24 protein-coding genes are annotated in these 26731 nt (G+C 71.9%); 4 read left to right on the top strand and 20 right to left on the bottom strand.

Features of this window, described 5'->3' with window-relative positions; genetic code table 11:
* Positions 1-63 precede the first annotated feature (63 nt).
* The 5 genes from EAS64_RS37545 to EAS64_RS37530 all read right to left on the bottom strand — a co-directional run bounded on the left by EAS64_RS37545 (position 64) and on the right by EAS64_RS37530 (position 3626).
* Positions 64-876, bottom strand: coding sequence for a hypothetical protein (locus tag EAS64_RS37545; protein WP_145861076.1), 813 nt, complete (start codon positions 874-876; stop codon positions 64-66).
* 842 nt (positions 877-1718) lie between these two features.
* Positions 1719-1979 carry a hypothetical protein gene (locus EAS64_RS37540; RefSeq protein WP_145861074.1) on the bottom strand — a complete coding sequence of 87 codons (261 nt, stop codon included), beginning with the start codon at positions 1977-1979 and terminating at the stop codon, positions 1719-1721.
* Positions 1980-1981: 2 nt separating this feature from the next.
* Positions 1982-2131, bottom strand: coding sequence for a hypothetical protein (locus EAS64_RS44195; protein WP_187366465.1), 150 nt, complete (start codon positions 2129-2131; stop codon positions 1982-1984).
* A gap of 48 nt (positions 2132-2179) precedes the next feature.
* Positions 2180-2413, bottom strand: coding sequence for a hypothetical protein (locus tag EAS64_RS37535; RefSeq protein ID WP_145861072.1), 234 nt, complete (start codon positions 2411-2413; stop codon positions 2180-2182).
* A 157-nt stretch (positions 2414-2570) separates the two neighbouring features.
* Entirely contained in the window at positions 2571-3626 is a 1056-nt protein-coding gene (locus EAS64_RS37530) for a hypothetical protein (RefSeq protein WP_145861071.1), read from the bottom strand.
* A gap of 180 nt (positions 3627-3806) precedes the next feature.
* Here EAS64_RS37530 and EAS64_RS37525 point away from each other — a divergent pair, with 180 nt between their 5' ends.
* Complete coding sequence (locus EAS64_RS37525) at positions 3807-5621, top strand: ABC-F family ATP-binding cassette domain-containing protein (RefSeq protein ID WP_145861069.1); 1815 nt, start codon at positions 3807-3809, stop codon at positions 5619-5621.
* 24 nt (positions 5622-5645) lie between these two features.
* Here EAS64_RS37525 and EAS64_RS37520 read toward each other — a convergent pair whose 3' ends face one another.
* Positions 5646-7397 carry an MFS transporter gene (locus EAS64_RS37520; RefSeq protein ID WP_246116067.1) on the bottom strand — a complete coding sequence of 584 codons (1752 nt, stop codon included), beginning with the start codon at positions 7395-7397 and terminating at the stop codon, positions 5646-5648.
* A gap of 92 nt (positions 7398-7489) precedes the next feature.
* Between EAS64_RS37520 and EAS64_RS37515 the strand changes: the two genes are divergently transcribed.
* Both EAS64_RS37515 and EAS64_RS37510 read left to right on the top strand, forming a co-directional pair.
* Positions 7490-7963, top strand: a complete 474-nt coding sequence (locus EAS64_RS37515) for a winged helix-turn-helix transcriptional regulator (RefSeq protein ID WP_246116066.1) — start codon at positions 7490-7492, stop codon at positions 7961-7963.
* A gap of 713 nt (positions 7964-8676) precedes the next feature.
* Positions 8677-9108 (top strand): MarR family winged helix-turn-helix transcriptional regulator, encoded by a 432-nt coding sequence (locus EAS64_RS37510; RefSeq protein ID WP_145861067.1) that lies wholly within the window; start codon positions 8677-8679, stop codon positions 9106-9108.
* Between the two features lie 178 nt (positions 9109-9286).
* Here the strand turns inward: EAS64_RS37510 and EAS64_RS37505 are convergent, their stop codons facing one another.
* The 6 genes from EAS64_RS37505 to EAS64_RS37480 form a co-directional block, all read right to left on the bottom strand.
* The gene (locus EAS64_RS37505) at positions 9287-9913 is read right to left on the bottom strand and encodes a 2'-5' RNA ligase family protein (protein ID WP_145861065.1); all 627 of its coding nucleotides are present in this window, start codon (positions 9911-9913) and stop codon (positions 9287-9289) included.
* A gap of 101 nt (positions 9914-10014) precedes the next feature.
* A complete protein-coding gene (locus EAS64_RS37500) occupies positions 10015-10761 on the bottom strand; it encodes an ABC transporter ATP-binding protein (protein WP_145861064.1) in 747 nt (248 codons plus the stop codon).
* Positions 10751-12745 carry a branched-chain amino acid ABC transporter ATP-binding protein/permease gene (locus tag EAS64_RS37495; RefSeq protein ID WP_145861062.1) on the bottom strand — a complete coding sequence of 665 codons (1995 nt, stop codon included), beginning with the start codon at positions 12743-12745 and terminating at the stop codon, positions 10751-10753. Before EAS64_RS37495 ends, EAS64_RS37500 begins: the two co-directional genes overlap by 11 nt.
* On the bottom strand, positions 12745-13611 hold the full coding sequence (locus EAS64_RS37490; protein ID WP_145861060.1) for a branched-chain amino acid ABC transporter permease: 867 nt from the start codon (positions 13609-13611) through the stop codon (positions 12745-12747). Before EAS64_RS37490 ends, EAS64_RS37495 begins: the two co-directional genes overlap by 1 nt.
* Entirely contained in the window at positions 13608-15032 is a 1425-nt protein-coding gene (locus EAS64_RS37485; protein ID WP_145861058.1) for an ABC transporter substrate-binding protein, read from the bottom strand. Before EAS64_RS37485 ends, EAS64_RS37490 begins: the two co-directional genes overlap by 4 nt.
* A 58-nt stretch (positions 15033-15090) precedes the next feature.
* Positions 15091-15996 (bottom strand): fumarylacetoacetate hydrolase family protein, encoded by a 906-nt coding sequence (locus EAS64_RS37480; protein WP_145861056.1) that lies wholly within the window; start codon positions 15994-15996, stop codon positions 15091-15093.
* A gap of 238 nt (positions 15997-16234) precedes the next feature.
* Between EAS64_RS37480 and EAS64_RS37475 the strand changes: the two genes are divergently transcribed.
* Positions 16235-17008 (top strand): FadR/GntR family transcriptional regulator, encoded by a 774-nt coding sequence (locus tag EAS64_RS37475; RefSeq protein ID WP_145861054.1) that lies wholly within the window; start codon positions 16235-16237, stop codon positions 17006-17008.
* 48 nt (positions 17009-17056) lie between these two features.
* Here EAS64_RS37475 and EAS64_RS37470 read toward each other — a convergent pair whose 3' ends face one another.
* The 8 genes from EAS64_RS37470 to EAS64_RS37435 all read right to left on the bottom strand — a co-directional run bounded on the left by EAS64_RS37470 (position 17057) and on the right by EAS64_RS37435 (position 26711).
* A complete protein-coding gene (locus EAS64_RS37470) occupies positions 17057-18016 on the bottom strand; it encodes a phosphotriesterase family protein (protein ID WP_145861053.1) in 960 nt (319 codons plus the stop codon).
* Between the two features lie 123 nt (positions 18017-18139).
* Positions 18140-18946 (bottom strand): SAM-dependent methyltransferase, encoded by an 807-nt coding sequence (locus EAS64_RS37465; RefSeq protein WP_145861051.1) that lies wholly within the window; start codon positions 18944-18946, stop codon positions 18140-18142.
* Between the two features lie 181 nt (positions 18947-19127).
* Positions 19128-21245 (bottom strand): 3-hydroxyacyl-CoA dehydrogenase NAD-binding domain-containing protein, encoded by a 2118-nt coding sequence (locus EAS64_RS37460; RefSeq protein WP_145861049.1) that lies wholly within the window; start codon positions 21243-21245, stop codon positions 19128-19130.
* Between the two features lie 2 nt (positions 21246-21247).
* Positions 21248-22426, bottom strand: a complete 1179-nt coding sequence (locus tag EAS64_RS37455; protein WP_145861047.1) for a thiolase family protein — start codon at positions 22424-22426, stop codon at positions 21248-21250.
* A 104-nt stretch (positions 22427-22530) separates the two neighbouring features.
* Positions 22531-23934, bottom strand: a complete 1404-nt coding sequence (locus EAS64_RS37450) for a DNA polymerase/3'-5' exonuclease PolX (RefSeq protein WP_145861046.1) — start codon at positions 23932-23934, stop codon at positions 22531-22533.
* A gap of 99 nt (positions 23935-24033) precedes the next feature.
* Positions 24034-24291 (bottom strand): hypothetical protein, encoded by a 258-nt coding sequence (locus EAS64_RS37445; protein ID WP_187366463.1) that lies wholly within the window; start codon positions 24289-24291, stop codon positions 24034-24036.
* Entirely contained in the window at positions 24266-24541 is a 276-nt protein-coding gene (locus tag EAS64_RS37440; RefSeq protein WP_145861042.1) for a trypco2 family protein, read from the bottom strand. Before EAS64_RS37440 ends, EAS64_RS37445 begins: the two co-directional genes overlap by 26 nt.
* Positions 24525-26711, bottom strand: coding sequence for a CHAT domain-containing protein (locus tag EAS64_RS37435; protein WP_145861041.1), 2187 nt, complete (start codon positions 26709-26711; stop codon positions 24525-24527). Before EAS64_RS37435 ends, EAS64_RS37440 begins: the two co-directional genes overlap by 17 nt.
* Positions 26712-26731 lie beyond the last annotated feature (20 nt).

The following is a 26731-nucleotide window of genomic DNA, read 5'->3' as shown; positions in this document are numbered from 1 at the left end:
CAGCTGAGTGCCGTCGGGCCGGCCCGACGGCACTCACTCAAACGAGCGACGCGCCCGTTTCGGTCAGCCCCACGCCTTGCCGTTCCAGTGCAGGATCGTCGTGGTCTTACCGTCGCCGCCGACAGCCCAGCCGTCGTTCGCCGCGTCGCCGGATACCGCTTGCAACTGACGACCGCCGGGCACGGGGACCTGCGTCCAGGCCTTCCCTGTCCAGCGCACGATGAACGGCACGTCCTTGCCGGACCGGGAGCCAACCGCCCAGACGGTGCCGCCGGGGAAGTAGGCGACGCCGTGCAGCAGGCTGCCGGTCGCGCGGGGCACGGCGACGAAGCGCCACGTCTTGCCGTTCCAGTGCGCGCTGAACCCTCCGTCGCCGTTGGCGCCCGCTGGGTCATGGCCGACAAGCCACGCCTGGCCGCCCGGGCCCACCGCGACGGCTTCCGGCAGGGCGTCGAAGAGCCGGCCAGCCACCTTCCACTGGGTACCCGTCCAGTGCAGCACGACGCCGGACTCGGCGGAGGAGCCGTAGCACACGCAGCCGGCGGCCCACGCCGCGTTCTTGCCGCTGAACGCCACGCCGTACAGGGCGGTCGACGCTACGCCGGGAAAGGTGACGGACTGCCACGTGCCGCCTGTCCGGTGCACGGCGAGCCCGGCTGGCGGCTCGACGCCGGGCTGGCCGGTGCTGAGCCCGGTGATCCAGGCGTCAGAGCCGGAGGCGGCGACGCCGGTGTAATAGGCGTAGCGCACCGGGGCGGGGCTGCGCTGCACGCTCCAGGCCTTGCCGTTCCAGTGCAGCACGTAGCTGGTGGTCGGCCCCTTCGGCGTACCGGTCTCGCCGACCGCCCAGGCGTTGCCTGCCGACGTGGCGGCCACCGCGGTGAGAGCTCACCCTTGACCTGGTACCCGGTACTTATCGCTGCGGAATGCGCGACGGCGGAAGTGCCCGGGCCGCTCACGGCACTGGCTCCGCTCGCCGCGGCAGCGATGGCCACCGCGGCGACGCCGCCCGCCGCTGCCGCTGTCCGCAGACCCCATAGTCTCCGCATGCGATTGCACCTCTTCCCAGCCCAGACTGCCTCGTGGCGAGCAATTCTAGGGAGCGATGACGCGTAAATTAAGAGGCACAAAGTCCCGTAGATCTTGTCCGCGCGGCGGCGCGGCTCCCGGCGACAGCCGCCGCAGCGGGGCGGCCAGATACGATGGCGCCCTTTGCCATCGGGTCGCCGCGCGGACCTCGGGGGGTACGGGGGGTCGTCCCCCCGGGAGGTTGTCTGTTTGCGCGCCCGATACGATGGCGCCCTTTGCCATCGGGTCGCCGCGCGGACCTCGGGGGGTACGGGGGGTCGTCCCCCCGGGAGGTTGTCTGTTTGCGCGCCCGATACGATGGCGCCCTTTGCCATCGGGCGCGCAAACAGAGGCCGGCCGGACGCGAGACTGTGCCCGCGTCCGGCCGGCCTCGGCCCTCCCCCTCAAAGGGCCGCCCGGATCCCCCGCCCGCAGGTCCGTTGAGACACCAAGTCTAATGTCTCGTGGCGGTCCGCGCACAGGGTAGCGTTAGTCATAATTCGTTTCATTTGGGACACCAGCGGCGAGGGGTGTGGCACGCCATGACGGCCCGGCCGGAACGAGTACCGGCGGAAGAGGTCAGGCAGCGGATGCTCGACGCAGGGCGTGAGCTCGCGGAGGAGGTAGGCGCGGCTCTCACCATCGAGCACCTACGCCTCGAAGAGGTCATCCAGCGGGCCAGGGTGCCGCGCAGCTCGGTGTACCGGATGTGGGCCTACCGCGAGGACTACATCGACGACCTGCTCGTTTACCTGGCCGGTAGCGGAAGCTGGTTCCGTGACCGGCCGGTGCTCGACCCCCGGACGTACGACGCGGTCGGGCAGATCCTCACCGACAACGCGGAACTGCTCGCCACCCCGTCCGGCCGCCGCGCGCTGCTGTGCGAGATCGTCCGGGTCGTCGCGACGCACAACTACGCCACCTTGACCGATTCCGTGCAGTGGCGGCTGCGCATGGCGCTGATCGCCACCCTCGGCTCCACCCGCGGCAGCGCCGCGCGGCAGCGGATCGCCGCCGCGCTCGGCGACTCGCAGCGGGCGGCGCGGGAGTCGATGGTCACCATCCTCGGCCAGTTGTCCGCGGTGCTCGGGCTGCGGCTGCGCGATCCCGCCTACACGCTCGACCACGTGCAGCTGGCAGGCGGCCTGTTCATCCAGTCCCTAGCGATGCGCAATGTCCAGGTCCAGGCCGCGCTCGCCAGCCCGGACGGCGAGTCCGCCGCACCGGACCCCGCCGCAGCAGGGACGGTCCCTGCCGGTCCTGGCTCCGGGACGGCCCCGGCCGGCGCCGAGTTGGACGGCGCCGCCGACGCCGTCATGGTGGACCGGCTGCTCAACGTCTCCATTCCCGGCCCCGGCCTGCACGGCGAGCCGACCGAGTGGAGCCTCGCCGCCCTCGGCTACCTGGGAGTGCTCGACGCGTTCTTCGAGCTTGACCCGGACTTCAGCCCGCCCGCGGTCTTAGCCCGCACGGTAACGCCCTGGGCCGACTGGCGCTCGAGACTAGCTGGCGCCCCTGGCCAGCGCCATGACCCTGTCGCTGAGCACCGCGACGCCGGGGGCGGGCTCCGCCTCGTAGTAGCCGGGCTTGCGCTTCCTGAGCAGGGTGTCACCGTTCTGGCGCCAGCTGAAGGCCCTGTTGCCGAGCACCCGGCGGAACACGGCGTCGACGCCGTCCGGGTAGGCCGCGGCCATCCGGCGCAGCGGCAGCGGCGGGATGCTGTCCTCGCGCAGGTAGGCGCGGAGCACGTTGGCGTGCTGCGGGTCAGCGGCGAGCGACGGGTCGGCGAACATCGCGCGCAGCATGCCGTACTCGGGCACCACGACGAACCCGTCGAGCTCGTCGTAGATGATGCCGACGGTGTCGAACTCGAAGAATCCATCCGGCATCACGAACGTTGTCTCGCCCGTATCGCTGACCGCGCGGTGCCGACCACGGGCCGCGAGAGCGGAGTCGCGGCGCATCTTGTAGTAGGCGTTGAGCCGACCCTCCGCCTCCGGGGTGGGCAGCACCAGTTCGTCTGCGCCGAAGAACGCGACGAACTCCTCCCGGTCCCGGCGCATGTACACCCAGCCCTGCCTGGCCTTCTCCTGGTTGCGGAAGACCAAGTCCGGCTCGCGGGTGGCCAGGTCGATCGCCAGCCTGGCGACCTGCCGCGCGTCAGCCTTCGGGTAGCCGATCTCGTCACCGGCCACGAGCCACGCCGAGTCGTCCTCCGTGAGCGGCAGCATCGTGCCAGCGAAGAAGCCCCCGGATTCTGGTGTCACCGCTCCCGGCGAGACCGTACTCGGCGCGGTTGAGAGCCCGTAGATCCGGTAGTCGAGGTCGTCGACCAGGTTGAGCGCGATGACGGCCTGGCCCGCGTTGTCTCGCCGCGCGATGGACCGGATCTCGAAGACGCCGCGCACATGGTTGGCCTCCCAGTCGGCGATGAGGCCACGGTCGGCGCGGCTCAGCCCCCGCTGGGTGGCGACGAACTGGCTGGCGGCGGCCAGGCCACCGGCCGCGCCGAGACCCTGCCGCAACCGGATGGCACGCTCGATCAGCTCTGGACCCACGGGTAGAGATGGTAGATCAATCTCCGCATCGGACGGAAAACTCAGTTGCGCGCGGCGTGCCCTCCCCGCATGATGTTCATGTCTCATTCCCGGCAGTCGGAGAGTGGCTTGGAGCTCTGAGGTCGACCCCAGTGCCGCGCCGTGCTGGCGCGTGCCCGCGACCTCTCTTCGGAGCTGACCATGTCTATCGTCCTATCCGATTTGTCTTTTTCCTTCCCGAACGGGCGCGTCCTGCTCTCCGCCCTCAACGCCGCCTTTGGCCCCGGCCGGACCGGCCTGATCGGCGTGAACGGGTCAGGAAAGTCCACGCTGCTACGGCTTATCGCCGGCGAACTGCGCCCGTCCGGCGGGTCGCTGACGGTGACCGGCGAGATCGGTTACCTGCCGCAGAATCTCACGCTCGACGTCGGTGCCACGGTGGCCTCGCTGCTTGGCATCGCCCGGGTACGGGACGCCATCCGGGCGATCGAGGCCGGCTGCGTCGACCAGGCGGCCTTCGACGCGGTCGGCGACGACTGGGACGTCGAGGACCGGGCCAGGGAGTGGCTGGCGCGGCTCGGCCTGGCGCGCGTGTCGCTCGATGACCCGGTGGGCCGGCTGTCCGGCGGGGAGACGGTGCTGACCGCGATGTCCGCCCTGCTGCTGCGGCGGCCGTCGGTGCTGCTGCTCGACGAGCCGACCAACAACCTGGACCTGAACGCGCGGCACCGGCTGTACGCGGCGGTCGAGGCGTGGCCGGGGCTGATGATGATCGTCAGCCACGACCGCGCGCTGCTCGCGCGCGCCGATCAGATCGCGGACCTGTCAGGCGGGTCGCTGCGGATGTACGGCGGCAACCTCGAGGCGTACGAGGAGATGCTTGCCAACGAGCAGGCGGCGGCGCGGCGGGCGGTCACCTCGGCAGCGGCGGACGTGCGCCGCGAGCGGCGAGACCTGATCGAGAACCAGGTCAAGCAGGCGCGGCGGGACCGGATGGGCCGCGCGCTCGCCGCGTCGGGCTCGCTGCCGCCGATCATCGCCGGCGCCCGCAAGCGGGCGGCGGAGGTGTCGGCGGGCAAGTCGCGCGATGTCGCGCTCGGGCGGATCGCGGACGCGCGGGCCAGGCTGAGCGAGGCGGAGGAAGCGCTGCGCGACGACGCGGCGATCAGGATCTCGCTGCCGGGCACCGCCGTGCCCGCGGGCCGGACAGTACTGACAGTGCAGGGCCTCGACGGCCGGTGGGCGCCGTGGCACGCCGCGAGTGGCATGGCGGCCGACGCCGGCGACTGCTCGGCCGGCGCGGGTGACGGCTCGGCCGACGCGGGTAACGGGTCGGCCGACGCCGCGGGAGACGGTCTGCCTGGTGACGTTGGCCGACTGGCGGAGCTGATCGTCCGCGGGCCGGAGCGGGTGGCGATCACTGGCCCGAACGGCGCGGGCAAGACGACGCTGCTGCGCACGCTGGCCGGAGCATCGCTAGACGGGACCCTCGACGCGACCGCGCGCAGCGGTGCGGCGCCGGACGAGAAAGCCACGGAGGGGACGGCCCTGGCTGACGGGACCTTCGCCGCCGTGATGGTCCGGCGGAACGCGGCGTCCGGGTACCTGCCGCAGCGGCTCGACATCCTGGACGACGAGCTCACCGTGGTGGACAACATGCGAGCGGTTGCCCCCCGGGCCTCCGTCAACGACGTGCGGGCGGGGCTCGCGCGGTTCCTGTTCCGCGGCGCGCGGGCGGACCAGGTGGCGGGAAGCCTGTCCGGCGGCGAGCGGTTCCGCGCGGTCCTCGCCGCGCTGCTGCTGGCGGACCCGCCGCCGCAACTGCTGCTGCTCGACGAGCCGACCAATAACCTCGACCTCGCCTCGGTCAGGCAGCTGTCGCAGGCGCTGTCCTGCTACCGCGGCGCGCTCGTGGTCGTCAGCCACGACGTCCCGTTCCTGCACTCGATCGGGATCACCCGCTGGCTGCACCTCGATCGCACCGGGCGTCTCGCGGACACCGAGCCGCTGCCGTGAACCTCTTATTCGCGTCCTCGTTGATTATCCGGCGGAGGAAGCCGCGTTATCGGGCGCTGCCGTGGCGGTTGCGCCCGTGGGGTGAGCGCGGGCCGAGCGGCCGGCGGGAACGAGCAGCAGTGCCACCAGGCCGGCCGCGAACGCAGTCGCGGCGAGCACCACGGTGGCGTGCTGGAAGACGCCGAGCGCCGCGCCGCCGCTTGGGTGGCCGAGTACGGTGACCAGGATCGCGACGCCGAGGACGATGCCGACCTGGCGGGCCATCGTGACGATGCCGGAGCCGGTGGCGAAGCGTTCCGGCGGAACGGCCGAGACGGCGGCGCTGACCAGGCTCGGCAAGGTGAGGCCAACGCCGGTCCCCGTCAGCAGCATGCCGGGCAGCATCCGCGTGACGTAGTCGGGGGTAATCGCGAGGTTGAGCCGCCAGAAGACGCAGCCGGCGGCGTAGGCGGCACAGCCCACCGCGGCGACGGGGCCAGGGCCGATCCGGCGGGCGATCGGGGCGGCGGCGATCGACCAGAACGGGACGAGCAGCGGCCCCGGCGCGACGCCGAGTCCGGTGCGCAGCGCCGACCAGCCCCACACGTCCTGGCACCACAGCGTGACGAGCAGCAGCATCGCGCCGAACGACATGCCGAACACCACGTTCGCGGCGGTGGCGGTGGCGAACACGGGGCGGCGCAGCAGGTGCGGCTCGATGACCGGGGCCGGATGGCGGGCCGAGCGGCGGGCGAACCACACCAGGAGCACGGCCGCCGCGCCGAGCGAACCGAACAGCGCCGGTGACGTCCAGCCCCAGTCGTCCGCCTTGACAAGGCCGAGGGCGAGCGCGCCGACCGCCACGGTAAACAGGCCCGCGCCGATCGCGTCGGGCAGTGCCTCGGCCTCCTCCTGCCTGGTCCCGGCCGCGACGGACTTCGCGGCTGGCTTCGGCAGGATCCGGATACCAGCGACGACCGCGACGACGACGACAGGGACGTTGACGAGGAAGACCCAGTGCCAGCTCGCCGCGACCAGGGCGCCGCCGAGCACCGGCCCGAGCGCCGCGGCTGCGCCGCCCACCGAGGTCCACGCCCTGATCGTGGCGACCCGCCGCTCGGCGGGAGCGGCGGCGAGCAGCAGGCCGAGCGAGGCAGGCATGAGCAGCGCGCCGCCGGCCGCCTGAACCACGCGGGCGGCGACGAGCACCCAGACGTCCGGCGCGGCGGCGCAGGCCGCGGAGGCGACGCCAAAGATGACCATGCCTGCCAGGAACGCGCTGCGGCGGCCGATCAGGTCGGCGGCGCGGCCTGCGGGGACAAGCAGCGCCGCGAACACGATCGCGTACGCGTTGAGCACCCACGACAGGTTGGCGAGGTCAGCGCCGCCGAAGCTGCGGCCGATTGACGGGATCGCCACGTTGACGATGAACAGGTCAAGGTTGACCACGGCGATGCCGGCGGTGACGATCGCGAACACCGCGGCGAAACTCGCCGGCGCCCGGTCCGCCTGCGCCCGATCCGCCTGCGCCCGGTCGGCCCGTGGCCGGTCCGCCTGCGCCCGATCCGCCTGCGCCCGGTCCGCCTGCGGCCGGTCCGTCTGCCCCCGGTCCGTGCGTGCCCGCCGTCCGCGGGGCGGCGCGACCTTCGCCGGAACGCCCGCCGCGGCCTCAAGCGGGACGGCCGTCACGGCCTCAGAAAGCGCCGCGCTGGCCGTCGCCGCCCCTGTTCCAGGCACTCCCCCGGCGACGGTGCTAATGCTGATGATGATGCCGTCGTCCGCCGCGCTCTCGGTCACCCGTCACTCCTAGGTTTGGAAACCCAACCCGCCATCGTCGATGGCCAGCGTACGTCGAGCGAGTTTGATTTTGCAACTGATATGCTTATGACGTGAGCGAGGAACTGCCAGGCCGCCCGTGCTCCGTGGCCGCCGCCATGAACCTGGTGGGCGAGAAGTGGTCGCTGCTCGCCGTGCGCGAGATCGCCTTCGGCAACCGCCGGTTCGACGCCATCGCGCGCAACACCGGTGCGCCACGCGACCGGCTAACCGCGCGACTGCGCGCCCTGGAAGCCGGCGGCGTCATCGCGCGCCGCCAGTACAGCGAACACCCGCCGCGCTACGAGTACGAACTGACCCAGGCCGGCAAGGAACTGCGCTCGGTGCTCGCCGCGCTGCGCGCCTGGGGCGACAAGTGGGCGATTGACACCCCGCCGCCGTCCGTATTCGAGCACACATGCGGCCACGAACTCGACGCGGCGGTCGTCTGCCGCCACTGCGGCACCGAGGTCGACCTCGACGACCTGACCCTCCGCGTCAACACCCCCGGCTGGACCCGCACCGGTCCCGCCCAGCCAGTCCCCTGACCCCCCTGCGTCCCGGGTTCCTGCCCAGGCCCGGCTCCGCCCGCCGGCCTTCAGCGCTCCGCGCTTGTTGCTAAAGGCAGAGAACCGCTGCGGCCCGGGTGCGCCGGGCCGCAGCGAGTGCCCGCCCGGGCCCGGTGCGCTCGCGCTTCTTGCTGTTATCTTGCGTGCGGCGCGCGGGCCCGGTGGGCCTGCCGGGGGGCGCTGACGGAGGTGCCGTCGGCCGCACCCGCGTTGACCGTCTTGCCGGCCGCCGCCGAATGGGAGTTCGCGCGGCGGGCGGCCGACAAGATCACTTCGCGGGCTGGCGGCCAGCCGCCAGCGCTGGAACTGCGGCGAGGGTTACTTCGCGACGGCGGCGGCCGACCGGCAGCGCCGGAACTGCAGCAGGGGCTACTTCACGGCGCGACGGCGGCGGCCGACCGGCAGCGCCGGAACTGCGGCAGGGGCTACTTCGCGGCGCGGCGGCCGGCCGGCAGGGCCGGAACAGCGGGGGGTTACTTCGCGGCGGCGAGGGCGGCCTGGAGGCGGAAGGTGCCGGGCGGAAGCTCGCCCTCGGCGCGGGCCTTCTCCAGGGTGGACGCCCACCAGGCGAGGTCGTCGAGCATGATGCCGGCGGCGGCGTTCGTGATCGGGTTCTGCGGCTGGCCGTCGGAGTCGAAGGCGTCGCCGACGAAGGGGATGACCAGGTCGGCCGCCGCTCCGCCGACACGTGCATGACCGGCTGCCTGCGACCGCGGCAGCTCATCGCGCTGAACCTGCTCGCCGAGCGCGGCCCGATGACACAGGCCGCGATGGGCGCCGCGCTGAGCCTGGACCCGAGCAACGTGGTCGGCCTGCTCAACGAGCTCGAGGAACGCGGCTTCGTCGCCCGGCGCCGCGACCCCGCCGACCGGCGCCGCCACATCGTGGAGCTGTCGGCGGTTGGCTCCGGCGAGCTCGCGCACACCTACGACCGGCTCGAACTCGTGGAGGACGAGCTGTTCAAGGGGCTGACCGCCGTGGAGCGCGCCACGCTGCACACGCTGCTCGCTCGTGCGGTCGACACGCTTGCCCCGACGAGCTGCGAGCCGAGCCCGTGCGCCGGCCCCTGCCTCGCGCCGGCCGACGACGGCTGCGCGGAGGACAAGCCATCGCATTCCGCCTAAGTCAACGGCGATCATCCCGAACGGCTGCGTAGTTCCAGCACACCCGCGCTCCGCGCTTCTTGCTGTTATCCGGCGGAGGCGGCGCGGCGGCAGCTGGGGGCAGCGGAGGGCGGCGCGGCAGCAGAGCGCGGCACTGCGGCTGCGGAGGGCGGCACGGCGGCAGTAGAGGCGGCGCAGACTAGCCGAGGGGGAACGCCGCCAGGCGGCGCCACTGGCCCGGCGGACTGTCCGGGTCTCCGGGCGGCGGGCCGGCCATGAGCGTGACCTCGGTGGCGGTGGCCTCGATGGGCAGGTGCGGCAGGATCGCCGCCGCCGCGGCGCGCATGGCCGCGAGCCCGCCACGGTCGCCGACGGTCAGGTGCGGGATCACCTCGTCGTAGCCGCCGCCGTAGGGCGGGCAGGACGGAAACGCGGCGAACGCCAGGGCGGTGAGCGCACTGAAGCGCTCCGGCTCGCCCGGGCCGAGCCAGACCACCTCGTCGCCGAACCAGCGGACCCGGTCCAGGGTGAAGCCGAACGCGGGCACGCCGGAGAACAGCCCGGCGAGCGCGCCGCGGACGGTCTCGTCGATACCCGACGGCGGCAGGAACGGGTACAGCACGGTCAGGTGGGCGGGCACGCCGTCCCGTGCGCTGGTGTCAAGCCTGGCGCGATGCCCGGCCACGGCCGGCTCCGCCGCGGGCACCGCCACGAGCAGCGCGCTCTGCCAGCCCGCGGGCCAGTCGCGCGGCCAGTCACCGGCGCCAGTCACCGGCGCCGCCTGCGGGACGGTACCGGGCGGCACGTCGGGAGTCGCGGGGGGCATGCGGCAACGCTACGCAACCGTTCGGGATGGCGCAGTTGAATTTCTGGCGCTGCCTGGCGAGCGGATGACCGTTCGCCTGCTTGGCTGCCCCGCCGGGACGATCACCGGGTGACGGTGCCGCCTAGGAAGGACTCGACGAAGGCGGGACTGGCGAGAAGTTCGGCCGGGGTGCCTTCCATCCGGACCTCACCGCCGGCGAGCACGTAGGTTCTGCTGGAGATCGCGAGCGCGGCGCGAGCGCGCTGCTCGACGACGAGCACCGCGGCGCCGCTGCCCGCCAGCCCGCGCACGTGCTCCTCGAGCAGCGTGCGCGCGATGGCCGGCGCGAGGTTGGCCGTGGGCTCGTCTAGGAGGAAGACCGATGGCCTGAGCATGAGGACCCGTCCCATGGCCAGCATTTTCCGCTCACCGCCGCTCAACTTGCCAGCGGGCCGCGACAGCATCGCGCCGAGTCTGGGGAAGATGGCCGTCACCTCATCGATCCTGGCCCTGACGTCCCTCGACGGCAGCAGGTAGCCGCCCATCTCCAGGTTCTCCCGCACGGTGAGGGGCGGGAACACGTCGTCCACCTGCGGCACGTAGCCGACCCCGGCTCGCGCGACTTCTTCCGGCGCCCAGTGGGTCACGTCGGTGCCGCCGACGGTCACCGTCCCCGCGGTGACGCGTACCACGCCGACCAGGCTCTTGAGGAAGGTGGACTTGCCTGAGCCATTCGCGCCGACCAGCGAGACGACCTCACCTGGCTCGGCGTGGACGGTCACGTTCCTGATGACCGGGTCACCGCCGTAGCCCGCGGTCACGCCCGCCGCCCGCAGCGACAGGCCCGCCGAGACGCCCTCAGCCGACAAGGTAGGCCTCTACGACATCGCTGCGACGGCGCAGTTCCGCCATGGTGCCCTGGGCCAGCACGATCCCCTCGGCCATGGCCACCACGGGGTCGCAGAACTCATCCATGATCGCGAGCTCGTGCTCGACCATGAGGACGGTCAGCCCGCCGGCGGCGAGCGCGACAAGCTCGCCGCCGATCACGCGAGCCAGGTTAGGGTGCACGCCGGCCATGGGCTCGTCGAGCAGCAGCACCTGCGGCTCGGCCATCAGCGCGCGCATGATCTCGACAAGGCGGCGCTGACCGCCGCTAAGGTCTCCCGCGTAGCTGTTCGCGTGCGCCTCGAGCCCGAACCGCTCAAGCAAGGCGACAGCCCTGGCGATCGCCGCGTCCTCGTCGCCGCGCCAGTGCCGCGGCCCCGCCAGGGCACCGCGCAGCGAGTCGCCCCGGTGGCCGGGCACCGCGGAGAGCAGATTCTCCATGACGGTGAGCTTTTTGAACTCGCTGGCGAGCTGGAAGGTGCGGATCAGGCCGAGCCTGGCGCGCCGGTAGGCGGGCAGGCCCGTCACGTCGTGGCCCTGGTAGCGGATCTGTCCCGCGGTCACCGTAAGCGTCCCCGCGAGCATGGCAAGGAGGGTGGACTTGCCGGCCCCGTTGGGCCCGATCAGGCCGGTCAGCGTCCCGCGCCTGACGGTCAGCGAGACGCCCGCCACGGCACGCAGTCCGCCGAACTCACGGACCACGTCGACGGCCGCGAGCACGACGTCCCTGTCGGGCGGTCCTGTCGCGACCGCCGGGTCATGCGCCGGCCCGGCGATGCGCACGGCAGCTGGCACGGCGGTCATCTCCGGCGGCGGCACGGCGCCGGCAGGGACGGGACCGGCAGGAGCGAGACCGGCAGGAGCGAGACCGGCAGGAGCGAGACCGGCAGGAGCGAGACCGGCAGGAGCGAGACCGGCATGGCCCGGACGGGCTTGGGCGGCGCCGGCACTAACGCCGCCGGACGCGGGCGGGCCGGAACCGGCAGGCCCGGCGGGCGGCATGGTCAGTGGCACGGCGCGGATCAGCCGCTTGCGCTCCGGGAGTATGCCCTGCGGCCGCACCCACAGGAAGATCACGATGAGCAGGCCGATGGCCACCCACTGCAGCGAGGGGATCAGGTTCGGCGGCAGGTTGTTCGAGGTGGGGATGTAGCGGGTGACCTCCTCGAAGCCGACCGGAACGAGGATCGCCCCGAGTATCGCGCCACGGTGGTTGCCCGCCCCGCCGATGATGACCGCCGCGAATAGTACCACGGTCTCGGCGTAGCCCCAGGCGGCCGGCGACCAGGTGGTGATGTAGGAGACCAGGATGCCGCCGGACAGGCCGGCGATCGCGCCGCCGGTCACCAGCATCGCCGTCCGAAGCGAGAGCAGGTTCTTGCCGAGTGAGTCGGCGACAATGTCGTTGTCACGCATGGCGCGCAGGCTGCGGCCGTACGGGGACCCGGTGATCCGGCGGACGAGCAGGTAGACAGCCGCGCAGGCGGCGACGGCGACCGCCGCGAGCGCCCACTGATAGCCGGCCGCCTGCGGGTCGTACTCCCCCTGGAGCGGCTGCGGTATCAGGGACAGCCCCGCGTCCCCATTGAGCAGCGGGCGGTAGTTGGTCGCGAGCAGGTTCAGCAGCACCGCGGTGACCAGCAGGCCCACCGCAGCGAAGTCGCCGCGCAGGCGGCGCCCGACGAGAAACGTGAACGGCAGCGCGATCAGCCCGCCCACCACGGCCGCGCCGATCCACGAGACGGGGAACGGCAGGTTCCAGCCTCCGATATACGACTGGAACCCGCCGTTGGCCGAATCGGCGGGCAGCGCGAGAACGGCGGCGGTGTAGCCGCCCGCCGCCTGGAAGACGATGAAGCCGAAGTTGGTGACGCCCGCCACCCCGAACTGCTGGCTGAGGCCGAGGCAGGCCATCGCGTCGACGGCGGCGTAGATGACCAGGTTGATGAGGTAGTAGGAGTTCATCAGGCCGTCTTCCCGAACAGCCCGGTGGGGCGGACGCCGAGCATGACGAGCAGCGCGACGAACGCGATCACGTACTTGTACGACGGCGTGATGTAGGCGGCGCTGACCTCGGTGGCCAGGCCGATGACGAGGGCGCCGAGCATGGCGCCGTAGGCCTGGCCGGGCCCGCCGAGGAAGGTCGCCGCCAGGATCAGCACGAGGAACAGGTCGGTGCTCGTCGCGTCGAAGCTGCCCGCGTCCATCGCGAAGACCACCCCGGCCAGCCCGCACAGCCCCCCGGTGATCGCCCAGGTGGCGGTGGTCACCCGCCCGGTCCTGATGCCGCAGTTGCGGGCGAGCGTCCGGTTGGCCGCCGTCGCGCGCATGGCCTTGCCGAGGCGCGTGTAGCGCAGCAGCGCGTGCGTTCCCGCCATGACAAGCAGCGACAGGCCGATGACCGCGAACTGCACCGCGGTCAGCGTGAACCCGTCGGCGGTGACCGACGGCCCCTGGCTCATCGTGTAGGAGACGCTGGTGCCGCCGGCGATCGCCTGGACGCCGAACTCGATGATGAGGGTCATCCCGAGTGAGACGATCACCATCGTGATCGGCGCGGTGCCGCGCCGCTGGAACGGCGCGTACACGCCGGCGTTGAGCAGCACCGACCCCGCCGCGCAGGCCGCCACCGCGGCGACAAGGCCGATCCAGATGTTGACGCCATGGGAGTTCAGCAGGTACGCGAGGAAAGCGCCCGCGATCATCACCGCCCCGTACGCCAGGTTCAGCACGTCGGTCACGCCGAACTGGAGCGTGAAGCCGACGGCGGCGACCGCCAGAACCGAGGCGGTGACCAGGCCGAAGCCAACCGAGGCGAGGAAGATGCTCATCCGGCCAGTGCGCGCAGCTGCGCGGCGCTCAGGTTGCCGACGACGTTCACCTGGCCGTTGGCACTGTAGGTGTCGACCTGGAAGATCCCGGTCGAGTCGTGGTAGCTGTCGAAGCTGGTCGGGCCGCCTGGCCCCTCGTACCTGATCGCCTTGCCCGCGCCGAGCAGGCTGGCGCACGAGGCGAAGGAGTAGCAGACGGTCGCGCCCGGCCCGCCGTTGCCGATCGTGACGATGTCCGGCCCGTACACGCTCGGGTCGGTGGACTTGGCCATCACCATCGCGAGCGCGGCCAGGTTGATCCCGTCATACAGGTGCACGCCGCCAGGCGCGCTCAGGTACGTGGTGAAGTCGCCGGTGGCTCCGGGGACCTTGCCCTGCTGGGCGAGGAGCGCGGCGGAAAACGCCTGGAACGCGGGGCCGCTTGTCTCGGTTACCAGGTTGTCCGCGTGGAACTGCGATGCGAACGTGCTCGCGCCCACCGCGGCCGCGGCGGCCTTGAAGAACGGGGGCGAGATGGCCGCGGACGTCCCGATGACGGGGATCATCGTGCCCCCGTTGAGCTGCTTGATCTCGGAGAACAGGGTCGGGTCCGCCGACCCGAGCGCCTCGGTCATGATCGCGTCGGGATGGGACGAGACGATGGCCTCCGCCTCGGTGCGGAAGGTCGTGGCGTTCAGGTCGAGCGTCTGGTTGCTGGTGAGCGTGATCCCGGCCTTCTTCAGGGCGGCGATGGCGGGCTGGATGAAGGTCTGCGAGCCGATGTCGTTGCCGAAGGCGAGCGCGATCTTGCGGTAGTGGAGCTGCTGCGCGATCGCCACCATCGCATAGGACTCCTCCAGGTCGGGCGGGACCAGGCGGTAGAAGTACGGGAAGTGCACGCTGTCGAACTCGGACTGCCCCGTCATGCAGAACATCGCCATCTTGTGCGCGTTGATGATCGGCGCAACGGCCGCCGCCTCGTCCGAGGTGCAGCCGATGACGAGCGACAGGCCCGACGTTGAGGCGAACATCTGGTTGACCGCCGGCACGGCGTCGGCGGGGTCGCCGCGGGTGTCCACGCTCTTGCAGGTGAGCGGATGCCCGTTCACGCCGCCCGCGGCGTTGATCGCCGCGGTCGCGCCGTAACAGGAGGCAAGGTAGGTGGGGCCGAGTGCGGCATCGGGACCGCTGAACGGCGCGACGTCCGCGACGGTGAGCGGCGACCCCGTCGGCTGGCTCGCGGCTGCTCCCGAGGCACTGGAGGCGGGCGCGCTTGCCGTGCTCTGGCCGGCCGGGGCGCCGGTGGCCGGCGCGCTCGACGCGGGCGCGCCGGTGCTTGTCGACGAACTGCAGGCGGTCAGTGCGGCGAGTGCCGCGGCGCAGATGGCGGCAAGCAGCAAGGCACGTCTCTCGCGCGCTGCCGCGCGGCTGGTGAACGTCATTGGTCCCTCCACGTGTGTGTTCTGAGCTGCGATGCGATCAGCCGGCCGGGCATGACGCTCAGAGCCCGAACGCGGCGGTGCCGACGGGATGCCATGGCCAGCCGCCCCGGTCGCCCGGTTCGGCGACGACGCGGTTGCGGATGGTGCCGAGGCCCTCGATGGCGACCTCGATGACGTCGCCCGCGGTGAGCCAGACCGGGGGCTGCCGCGCGAAGCCGACGCCTCCAGGAGTGCCGGTGGCGATGACGTCGCCGGGGGCGAGCCGGGTGAAAGAGGAGAAGAACTCGACGGCGCGGGCGACGCTGACGATCATCTGCGAGGTGCGGGCCGACTGCATGACCTGGCCGTTGAGCACGGTGGTGAGCAGTGCGTCGGCCATGTCGGCCTCATCCGTGGTGACTACCTCGGGGCCGATCGGCATGCTGCCCTCGAAGTTCTTGCCCGCGGTCCACTGCGTGCCCGCGCGCTGCCAGTCCCGCGCGGAGGCGTCGTTGAGCACCACGAACCCCGCGATCGCGTCGAGGGCCTGGTCCGCCGGAATGTACCGGCCTCCCGTGCCGATGACGACGCCGAGTTCTCCCTCGAAGTCGAACCGCTCGGTCAGTGCCGGCCTGACCAGGTCGGCGTAGGGTCCGAGCACGCTGTCGCCGCCGCGGACGAAGGCCTCCGGCCAGGTCGGCACGGCCCGGCCGCCCTCGATCGCGTGCTCGGTGTAGTTCACGCCGAGGCAGAGAATCCGCGCCGGGGCAGGCACCGCCGGCCCGAACTCCCAGGGACCGCACTCCCTGCCGTCCTGGCCGGCGATGGCCCGGACCGCGTCCGCGCCTGCCTGGCCCGCGTGCAGCACGGCCAGCAGCGCGGCGAACTCCGGCCGGCCGGTGCCCGCCGCGACGTCGATGTACCCGGACCTGCCGCGCACGTGCAGCCGCGGCCCCGCCGGGGTGAGTATGGTCGCCAGCCGCACCTGGTCCGCCTCTCCCGCCGCCACCGCGATTGGGCGTGGCTTGCGCAACGATTGGTCGAAATCACCAGATTGGTTGGAGACTAAACCGCCGCAACAAGCCGGTCAATAGCTTCAAATATGCAGAACTCGTTAAGCCCAGCTGGTCAGATCACCGTGGATTGGTACGATTGGTTGGATGGAAAGCGGGCGCGGCATGCGATAGCCTGCGCCAAGCAGGGTGGATGGTGAGCTAGCAGTGATGGGGACCACGCCGGCCGTGCCCGCGAAGCGGGGACGCGACCTCGCGGAGCTGATCCTGGCCGAATCCGGGCGGTCAGGCCTCGTGCCTGGTTCCCGGCTGCCCACCGAACGACGGCTCGCCGCCGATCTGGGTGTCACCCGCAGCGGCATCAGGCACGCGCTCGCGGCTCTCGAGGCGGATGGCCTGATCTCCCGCGAAGTCGGCCGCGGCACCTTCCTGCGCGACGAGGCAGCCGGCGCCCTCGCCGCCGCTCGCGACGGCGGACCGCGCGCGAGCGAGGCCGCGGGCCCCGATGGCGACGGCGGCGGCGAGCCCTCGCCTGCGCGGGCGCGTCAGGCCGCACCGGACTTCGCGCCCGCCGACGTGATGACGATTCGCCGCCTCATCGAGCCGCAGGCGCTGCCGCTCGTCGTGCTCTGGGCGACGGCCAGGGACTTCGCGGAGATGGAACGCTGCGTGGCAGGAGGCGACCAGGCCGCGAGCTACGAGGAGTTCGAGACGTGGGACCTCGCCCTGCACCGTGGCATCATCGCGGCCGCGCACAGCCCGCTGCTGGCGGCGCTCTACGGCGTCGTCGAGTCGGCACGGCACGGGCAGGTGTGGGGCGAGCTCAAGCGGCGCAGCGCGACGCGGCAGCGCCGGGAGCTCTACCAGGAGGATCACCGGGCGATCGTCGCCGCCCTCCGGGAACGCGACGCGGACGCGGCCGTTGAGGCCATGCGCACGCACCTCGCCCGGGTGGCCGGGCACCTGCTCGGCGAAGAACGCTGACGCCGCGCGCCGGCTGAGGCTGGCGCGCGGGATTGGCAGGCCGCGCGGTTACCCGGCGAGGATGCGCGCCGGGTTGGCGACGAGCATCGCGTCGATGTCGGCGCCGGCGACGTCGTGCTCGCGCAGGTACGGCAGCACGTCCTGGCTGACGTGCAGGTAGTGCCAGTCCTTGAGATCGTCGAGCCTGCCCGGGCCGAACCAGTCGATGTAGCAGCAGGTGTCGTGGGCGAGCACCATGCGGTGGGCGTAGCCGCGACGGCACATCTCCACCACCAGGTCGGAGCGCTCGGTGAAGGTCGCGAAGTGATCGATGCCAAAGCGGTCCATGCCGAGGGTCAGGCCGGTGTCCGCCATCGCCGCCAGGTAATCGGGGTCGCGAACCGCGTCGCCCGAGTGGCCGAGCACCACCCGGCTGAGGTCGACGCCCTCCGCCTTGAGGACGGCGACGATCGCGGGGCCGTGCTTGCCCGCGGCGTGCGTGTGGATGGTGATGGGCGTGCCGCCGGTCGCGACGTGGGCGCGGGCGACCGCGCGGAGCACGCGCTCCACGCCCTCGGTCAGGCCCTTCTCGTCCACGGCGCACTTGAGCATGCCTGCCTTGATCCCGGTGTCGGTGACGCCCTCGGTGATGTCGCGGACGAAGAACTCGGTCATCGTCTCCCGCGCCCGCTGCCAGAAGAACATCGGCACCGCGTCGAAGGTGTAGATGCCGGTCGCCACCACGATGTTCAGCTCGGGGACCTGCTCGGCGATCCGCTTGATCCGCGCGATGTTCCTGCCCTGGCCGATGACGGTGACGTCGACGATGGTTGAGATGCCGGCCGACGGCAGCTCGCGCAGCCGCCGCACCGCGTCGGCGACCCGCTCGTCCTCGTCTCCCCATTCGCTCGGGTAGTTCGACTGCACGTCGGCGGTGAGCACGAACACGTGCTCGTGCATCAGCACCCGGCCGAGGCCGGCCGCCTCGACGGGGCCGCGCGCCGTCTGGACTGGGGATGACTGCGCCATCGGATGGCTCCTTTCCACACGGGCATCGTTCTCGCCCGATCCCCGCGGCGTCAACGGCGCCGGCCCCAAGGCTGGGCCCGCTCGTCCCGTGCCGCGCTCAGGCACCGGAACCCGGCAGTCCGCTCAGGGCTTTTTCGCCACGGCGGCGAGCAGCGGCAGGTCGTCGGGGCATTCCGGATCGTCAGGCGCCGGCCGCCACTGGTTCACCTCGACGAGGCCGGGATCGACGAGTTCGAGGCCGTCGAGCCAGGACCCGATCTGACACCGGCTTCGCAGATGGACCTGGGGCTCGGTGTCGCGGTTCCACAGGCGCTGAGCCACCGTGAGCCGCTGGTCCTCCGCGGGGTGCATGACGGTCAGGTAGCTGCCCGCGGCCGCCGCCGCGACGAGGCCGGCCACCACATCGGCCGCATCGGCGATGAAGGTGAGCACGTCTATCATGAGGATGCCGACCGGCTGGGCCAGGTCGAGCGTCTGCGCCGCGCCGCCGAGCACGGCCGGGATGTCGGTGGCGTCCGCGTTGAGGTAGCCGGTGGTGCCCTCGGCGTCCGATCGCATCCTGGCACGCGCGTGCACTAGGACGACAGGGTCGTTGTCCACGTAGACGACACGGCACGACGGGTCCGTCGCCTGCGCCACCTCGTGGGTGGCATCTTTCGTCGGCAGGCCGGTGCCGATGTCGAGGAACTGCCTGATCCCCGCCTCGGCCTGGTAGCGGACGGCACGGCGGAGAAACGCGCGGGACGCGTACGCCGCGTGAGCGAGCACAGGAGCCGTGGCGATCAGCTGCCTGGCCGCCCGCCGGTCGACCTCGAAGTTGTCGCGGCCCCCCAGCATGGCGTTCCACACCCGCGCCACGTTCGGTGCCGACGAGTCGACCTTGGCGGCCCGTACCGGTCGGGACGCCTCCGCGAGCCATTCCTCGGACACCGCAGGTAACCCCTTGCCGCTTGCTTAAGAAATCGGGCCTTCACGCTGTGCGACCAACGGAGCATTTTTACCACAGCGGACTACGTAGCACCGGCCCAGCGGCTGAGTATTTTAGGTATTTATACCTAGCGGACATCTCTGCCGCCCGGAGGATCCCGTGGGGTCCACCGGGCGGCGAATGTCACCCGCGGAACGGCGCCCCGTTCACCTTGGCCGCGACTCCCGTCCGGTCCAGGTAGGGGGTGATCCCGCCGAGGTGGAAGGGCCATCCCGCGCCGAGGATCATGCACAGGTCGATGTCCTCAGCCGCGGCGACCACGCCCTCGTCCAGCATGATCCTGATCTCCTGCGCGAGTCCCTCCACGGCGCGGGCGAGCACCTCGGGCGCGGTCGACGGGCGGTCGCCGCCGGCCAGCAGCGCGAGCACCTCGGGATCGACAGTGAAGTCCGGCAGGTACACCGACGGCTTACCGGACTCGGCGAGCGCGCGCAGCTTCGGCGAGACCGCAAAGCGGTCGCCGAACGCGTCCGCCAGGGTCTCCGCCACGTGCAGCGCGATCCGCGGACCGACGAGCTGCAGCAGCAGGAACGGAGTCATCGGCAGGCCGAGCGGGTCGGCGGCGTGCTCGGCCACCTCGAACGGCGTGCCCTCGTCCACGGTACGGGTGATCTCGCCGAGGAACCGGGTGAGCAGCCGGTTCACCACGAACGCGGGCCGGTCGGCGACGATCACGCAGTTCTTCTTGAGCTTCTTGCCGACCTCGAGAGCGGTCGCGAGCGCCGCCTCGTCGGTGGCGGCGCCGCGCACGACCTCGACAAGCGGCAGCACCGCGACCGGGTTGAAGAAGTGGAACCCGACGACCCGCTCCGGGTGCGCGAGCTCCGCCGCCATCGCGCTGACCGACAACGAGGAGGTGTTGGTGGCGAGCACGCAGGCAGCGGGCACGACCGCCTCGACCTCGGCGAACACCTGCCGCTTGACCGCGAGCTCCTCGAAAACCGCCTCGATGACGAAGTCCGCGTCGGCGAACCCATCCTTGGACACGGACCCGGTGATCAGCGCCTTCTGCCGGTTGGCGGTGTCGGCGGAGATCCGGCCGCGGGACGCCTGCTTGTCGATCTCGGCGTGCACATAGGCCACGCCCGCGTCGACCCGCGCCTGGTCCAGGTCGGTCATTACCACCGGCACCGCGAGCCTGCGCACGAACAGCGTCGCGATCTGTGCCGCCATCAGGCCCGCGCCGACGATGCCGACCTTGGTCACCGTGCGCGCGAGCGACTTGTCCGGCGCGCCCGCTGGCCGCCGCGCGCGCTTTTGCACCAGGTCGAACGCGTAGAGACCAGCGCGCAGCTCATCGGACAGCAGCAGGTCGGCGAGCGCCTCGTCCTCGGCGGCGAAGGCCTCGTCGCGGGTGCGCGTCCGCGCCGCCTCGACGAGCTCGATGGCCCGGTACGGCGCCGGCGCGGCGCCGTGCAGCTTGCCGTCGGCGAAGAAGCGCGCGCCCGCCACCGCCTGCGCCCACTCGGCCTCGGTGCCCCTGGGCTCGGCGTCTGCCCCGGTCGGCCGGCCGACGGTGACGGCGCCGGTGAGCACCTGGGTGGCCCAGCGCAGCGACTCCTCGAGGAAGTCGGCGGGCTCGAACATCGCGTCGGCGATGCCGAGCGCGAACGCCTCAGTGCCGCGCAGCATCTTGTTCTGCGACAGCGGGTTCTCCACGATCAGCTTCAGCGCGCTCGCCGGGCCGATCAGCCGCGGCAGCAGGTAGGCGCCACCCCAGCCGGGAACGAGGCCGAGGAAGCACTCGGGCAGCGCGACCATGGGCACGCCGGAGGAGATCGTCCGGTAGGTGCAGTGCAGCGCGACCTCAAGCCCGCCGCCGAGGGCGACGCCGTTGATGAAGCCGAACGACGGCACGGGCAGCTCGCCGAGCCGACGGAACACCGTGTGCCCGAGCCGCGCCACCTGCAGGGCACGGTCGCGGGCGGCGGCCGCGTCGATGCCTGTCTCGGCGATCGCCTTCGCGGCGCCGTCCAGGTCCGCGCCGGCGCCGAGGATGAACGGCTTGCCCGTCACGCCGACGGCGGCGATCTCGCCGGCCGCGGCCCGGGCCGCCACCGCGTCGAGCGCCGCGTCAAGCGCCAGCAGTCCGTGCGGGCCGAACGTGTTCGGCTTGGTGTGGTCGTGCCCGTTGTCCAGCGTGATCAGCGCGAGTGTGCCCGCCGGACCGAGGTCGACGTCGCGCACGATCGCGCGGGTGACTACCTCGTCGGGGAACGCGTCTGCCATGGTGGCCGTCATCGTCAGATCCTCTCCCACAGCACGGTGCCGCCCATGCCCATACCGACGCACATGGTGGTGAGGCCGTAGCGGACCCCGGGGTTCTCCGCGAACTGGCGCGCGAGCTGGATCATCAGCCGGACGCCCGAGGAGGCGAGCGGGTGGCCGAGCGCGATCGCGCCGCCCCACGGGTTCACGCGCGGGTCGTCGTCGGCGATCTTGAAGTGGTCAAGGAATGCGAGCACCTGGACAGCGAACGCCTCGTTGATCTCGATGAGGCCGATGTCATCCATGGTGAGCCCCTGCCGGGCGAGCAGCTTCTCGGTCGCGGGGACCGGCCCGACGCCCATCACCTCCGGCTCGACGCCGGCGAAGGAGAAGTCGACAAGCCGCATCTTCGCGGACAGGCCAAGCTCGGCGGCGACCTCCTCGGCGGCGATGACGCAGCCGGTCGCGCCGTCGTTGATGCCGCTTGAGTTGCCCGCGGTGACCCGGCCGTGCGGGCGGAACGGTGTCTTCAGCGCGCGCAGGCCCTCAAGCGTGGTCTCTGGCCGCGGCGGCTCGTCCGTCGTCGCCCAGCCCCAGCCGAGCTCGGCGGTGCGGATCGCCATCGGCACCAGGTCCGGCTGGATCATCCCCGCGGCGTAGGCCGCGGCCACTTTCTGCTGGCTGGCGAGGGCGTAGGCGTCGGCACGCTCCTTGGTGATGGACGGGAACCGGTCGTGCAGGTTTTCCGCCGTCATGCCCATGAACAGCGCCGACTCATCGACGAGGCTCTCGGAGAGGAACCGCGGGTTGGGGTCGACCTGCTCACCCATCGGGTGGCGGCCCATGTGCTCGACCCCGCCGGCGATCGCGATGTCCGCGGTGCCGAGTGCCACCGCGCCCGCCGTGGTCGTGACGGCCGTCATCGCGCCCGCGCACATCCGGTCGATGGCATAACCGGGTACGGTCACCGGCAGTCCGGCGAGGATCGCCGCGGACCGGCCGATCGTCAGCCCCTGGTCGCCGATCTGCGTCGTGGCGGCGATCGCCACCTCGCCGACCCGGTCCTTGGGCAGGTCCGGGTTGCGCCGCAACAGCTCCCTGATCACCCTGACCACCAGGTCGTCCGCGCGGGTCTGCGCGTAGATGCCCTTCGGTCCCGACTTGCCGAACGGCGTTCGCACGCCGTCGACGAACACCACGTCCCGTGCCCGCATAATGGCTTCCTTCGCTCTCTCCCCCGATGCCGGCACACCGGCCAAGGCTTCGGGGTGATTCCTGCCGCCTATGCTACTTGTCAGTAACACTACTTGTCAGTAACTTAATGCCGCGACCGCTTCACGCGCACGAACTCGGTCAGCCTGTCCAGCGGCCAGGCGTTGATCACGTCCTGCGCCGTGAGGCCGCCGTACCAGGCGGCGGCGATCCCGTACGGCATCCGGTCCAGGTCGGTCAGCGAGTGCGCGTCGGTGTCGATGGAGAACTTCACGCCCGCGTCCCTGGCCGCCGCGAGATGCTCGGGCGGCAGGTCCATCCGGTCCGGCGAGGCGTTGATCTCGAGCGCGGTCCCGGTGCGGGCGCACGCCGCGTACAGCGCGTCGAAGTCCACGTCGACCGGCGGCCTGCGGCCGAGCTTGCGGGTCAGCGGATGGCCGATGACGTTCACGCACGGGTTCTCCGCGGCCGCGACGAACCGGGCGGTCATCGCCTGCCTGTCCTGGTCGAAGTGCGAGTGCACCGAGGCGACGCACAGGTCGAAGCCGGACAGAAAGTCCTCGTCCCAGTCCACCGAGCCGTCCGGTGCGATGTTCAGCTCGCTGCCGTGCAGCAGCGCCATGCCGGTCGAGCCGGCCAGCGCGCGCACCTCCTCCCGCTGGGCGAGGATCTTCTCGGCCGTCATCCGCTGCATGACCAGGTTGGGCGCGTGGTCGGTGACCGCGTAGTACGCGTAGCCTTTGGCCTCCCCGGCCTCGAGCATCGCGGTAAGCGACGCCACCCCGTCGGTGAGGTCGGTGTGCGTGTGCAGGTCGCCGCGGAGGTCTTTCATCCGAACGAGTTCCGGGCTCCGCCCCGCACCGTCCACCGCGTCCGCGTGCTTGGTAGTGCGCTCCGCGCTTGTTGCTGTTATCCCGGAGGTGGGGGTGTGGGCGGTGGGGGTGTGAGCAGCCGGGATGCGGGCGGCCGGGATGTGGGCGGCGAGCGCGGCGTAGATGTCGTCCTCGGTCGCGCCGCGCGGCAGCGCCCGCAGCGCCTCGCGCAGCCCGGCGTCCCCGGTCATCGCGTCGAGCCCGCGCCTGATCCGCTCGTCGGTCTTGATGCCGAAGCCGGAGACCTTGCGCAGCCTGCCCTCGCGCAGCGCCGCCTCCAGCCCGGCCAGGTCGCCGATCCCGAGGTCGCGGCTGAGCCGCAGCGCCCGCGTGGGGCCGATCCCCGGCACGGCGGCAAGCGTCATGACGCCCGGCGGGATCTTCGCGCGCAGTTCCGCCACCGCCGCGATGTCGCCGGTCCGCCGGTATTCGGCGATCTTGCCCGCGATCGAGCTGCCGACCCCGGGTATGGATGTCAGCTGGGCGTCGGGCAGGTCGCCGATGTCCCGCGGGTATCCGGCGACCGCCTTGGCCGCCCGCTCGTAGTTGCGCGCGCGGAACGGGTCGCCGCCGGTGATGCCGAGCAGCTCCGCGTATTCCCGCAGCAGCGCCGCGACTGCCTCATTGGTCGACGCCATGACTCCATTCTCGCGCGCCCTGGCATTGTCGCGCGTCCCGGTGGGGCCGGCCGACTGGGGAGAGCCCGCGCCGCCGGGCCGAATCCCGGCGGCTCCGGTTCAGGCCGTCGGGCGGGCGATGGTCAGCCGCATGGTGTGCGTGACCTCGTCCTTCAGCTCCCCGTCGACCCCGAGCGCGATCGAACCGTCAGAAGCGACGCCGAACGACAGCTCGACGGTGCCGTCACGCAGCACGAAGGGGTCCTCGCCCGCCGCGGCGCGGGCCATGACCGCGCGCACCGTCTCGATGGCCTCCACGAGAACGACGCCGCGCGTCTCGATGACGGGGGTGTCATCGGGGATGAGGGTCAGCTCCATCAGGTGCGTGTCCTGCCTGGTGACCGACCCGCCTACCTTCACCCGCGCGCCGATCAGCCGGGACGCGGAAATCGAGGCTGCCGCCGAGGCCGCGGGTCGCGACCGTGTTGAGCCGCAGCCTGACGGCGCTGACGGTCAGGTCCCGGCCGGGATCGGTGACGGAGATGCTGGCAACCTTGATCGCCCGCTTGATCGCGTCGATCAGTTGACCGACGGGGATGCCCAGGTCATCGCTAGCGGAGAGCGGCACGCGGATCACCGTACACCGCGTAGGCGAGCCACGTCGGGTCGCCGGGTTCGTCCGCGGCGGCCCTGCGTGCCCGCATGACCGCATCGCCGAGCGTGGCACCCGTCTGCAGCTGACCGTAAAGCTCGGCGGCGAAATCGCGCGCGGTCGTGTCCCGCACCGCCCACAGCGACCCGATGAACGCGGCCGCGCCCGCGTCGAGGAACTTGCTGGCCCAGCCGTCGAGATGCTGATAGGACGGGTTCGCGCCGGCGCTGCGGCAGGCGTTGATGAATACCGTCGGCGCCGATGCCGCGAGCACCTGGCCCACGGCGGCGGTCGTCAGCTGCGTCGGCGTGAACTGCCGCTGGTCAAGGAAGATCGCCGAGCCGCCCGCCGGATCGAACGCGTTGTGGCAGGCGAAGTGCAGCAGGCCGAAGTCGCCCGCCCTGATGTGGTCGAGCAGCGGAGTGAGTCCGCCGATCACCGGCTCGGGCGCGTACGACAGCCCGAACAGCCGCAGCAGTGTGGTGACCTCATCGCGTGCCTGGGCGGGCGAGCCGTCGGGCAGCACGAACCAGGCCGGGGACAGGCGCAGCGAGCGCGACAGCCGGCGGCCGAACACCGCCCTGGTCACCGGGAACTGCTCGACCAGGAACCCGGCGTCGCGCCCCCGGTCAAACGGGTAAAGCAGTTCCCATGGGACGGTGTCGCCGTCGGCGAGGATGGTCAGCTGCCCGATCCGGTCGCTGCGTTCCCAGAACTGCTCACGAAGCTGCTGTGGTAGCAGCTCCTGCCACAGTCCGGCGCCCGCGTTGACCAGGTAGTCCCGCGTCTCGGCGGCCGAGTAGCCTGCCCTGCCCCTGGCGAGCATCTCAAGGCCGTTGAGCATGCGCTCGACTACCGGGCCCGGCGGGTAGGCCAGGCTGGCGGTGACCTCGGCCGGGTTGTCCTCGTCGCGGAACTCGAACCGGTAGGCGTTGTGCACCGGGTCATGCCTGACCACCAGGCTCACCGCGCCGGCGACGGGTGTGACGTCCACGAGCGCGACGAAGTCGCGATGCTCGGCACGCCTGAGCCGGAATCTGGCCACCGTCAGCTCGACGGCGAGCTCGCCGAGGTAGGTCCCGCCGATCCACGCGGTGATGCTGAGCCGGCACGGCCCGGGGACGGGAGCGCGCAGCTCGAACATGACCGGCTCGGAATCGCCCGCCGCGGGCACGTGGATCGTCTGGCGCTGCGCGCTGAGCACATCAAGGCCAGGCGCGTGCAGTACGAGCAGCACGTCTTGGCCGCCGGGCGGCACGGAGAACGACTTGAACGGCACGTCGCCGCCGCGCGGGTCGAGTACTATGCCGGCCAGCACGCTGAACGTCTCGCCGACGCGCACGCTTGGCGGGCACCGCCCGCGCAGGTACCTGGCGGGCTCGGCCACCGGCGCCGGGCCGTACCCCTGCCCCTGGTAGGTGCCAGTATCTGGCGCCTCGGCGGCTCCCTGCCAGGCGCCCGTCCCTGGCGGCTGGGCGGCTCCCTGCCAGGCGCCCGTACCAGGCGGCTCGGCGAACCCGCCGTCGGCCGGGCCGCCCGAGCCGACCGGAGCCGGATCTGACCATCCGGGGTTCGCGAGCTCCGGCGCATAGGGCTCGACGGGCACTGGCGGCGGCAGTGGCGGGGGCGCCGGCGGCGGAGGTGCCGGGGGCGGCGGAGGTGGCGTAGGCGGAGGAGGAGGCGGAGGAGGCGGAGGCGGCGGCGGAGGTGATGCGGCGCCGCCGTTGGGCTCGGCGGCGTCTTGGCCGCTGCGCGGCAGTGCCTGCGTGTACCCGGACTCGTCGAAGGTCCACTGGCGCGTCGGAGCGCCCATGTCCTGCGGCGGCGTCGGCACCTCCAGCTCGATCCTTGGGCCGTCCGCGGCGCTGGCCAGCCGGACGACGAGGCTGCCGGTGATCTCCAGGCGGTAGACCCGCGCGCCGTCCAGCCAGGTGCCGTTGCGGCTGGACAGGTCCTCGAGCACCCAGGTGCCGCCGATGACGCGCAGCGCCGCGTGCTCGCGTGACACGCGCGGGTCATCCACGTAGACGTCGCAGTCCGGGTCGCGGCCGATGGTGTACCTGCCACCGTCCGACGCCCTCAGGCTGGACCGGCTGGTTCGCACAACCAGCGGCGGAACGCCGCCAAGGGGATCGATTCGGACCATGTCCACTCCCAGGTTCCTGC

The sequence above is a fragment of the Trebonia kvetii genome, assembly GCF_007827045.1.
GTDB lineage: Bacteria > Actinomycetota > Actinomycetes > Streptosporangiales > Streptosporangiaceae > Trebonia > Trebonia kvetii.
The sequence above is the reverse complement of the archived record's forward strand: the minus strand, read 5'-3'. Positions and strand labels throughout refer to the sequence as shown.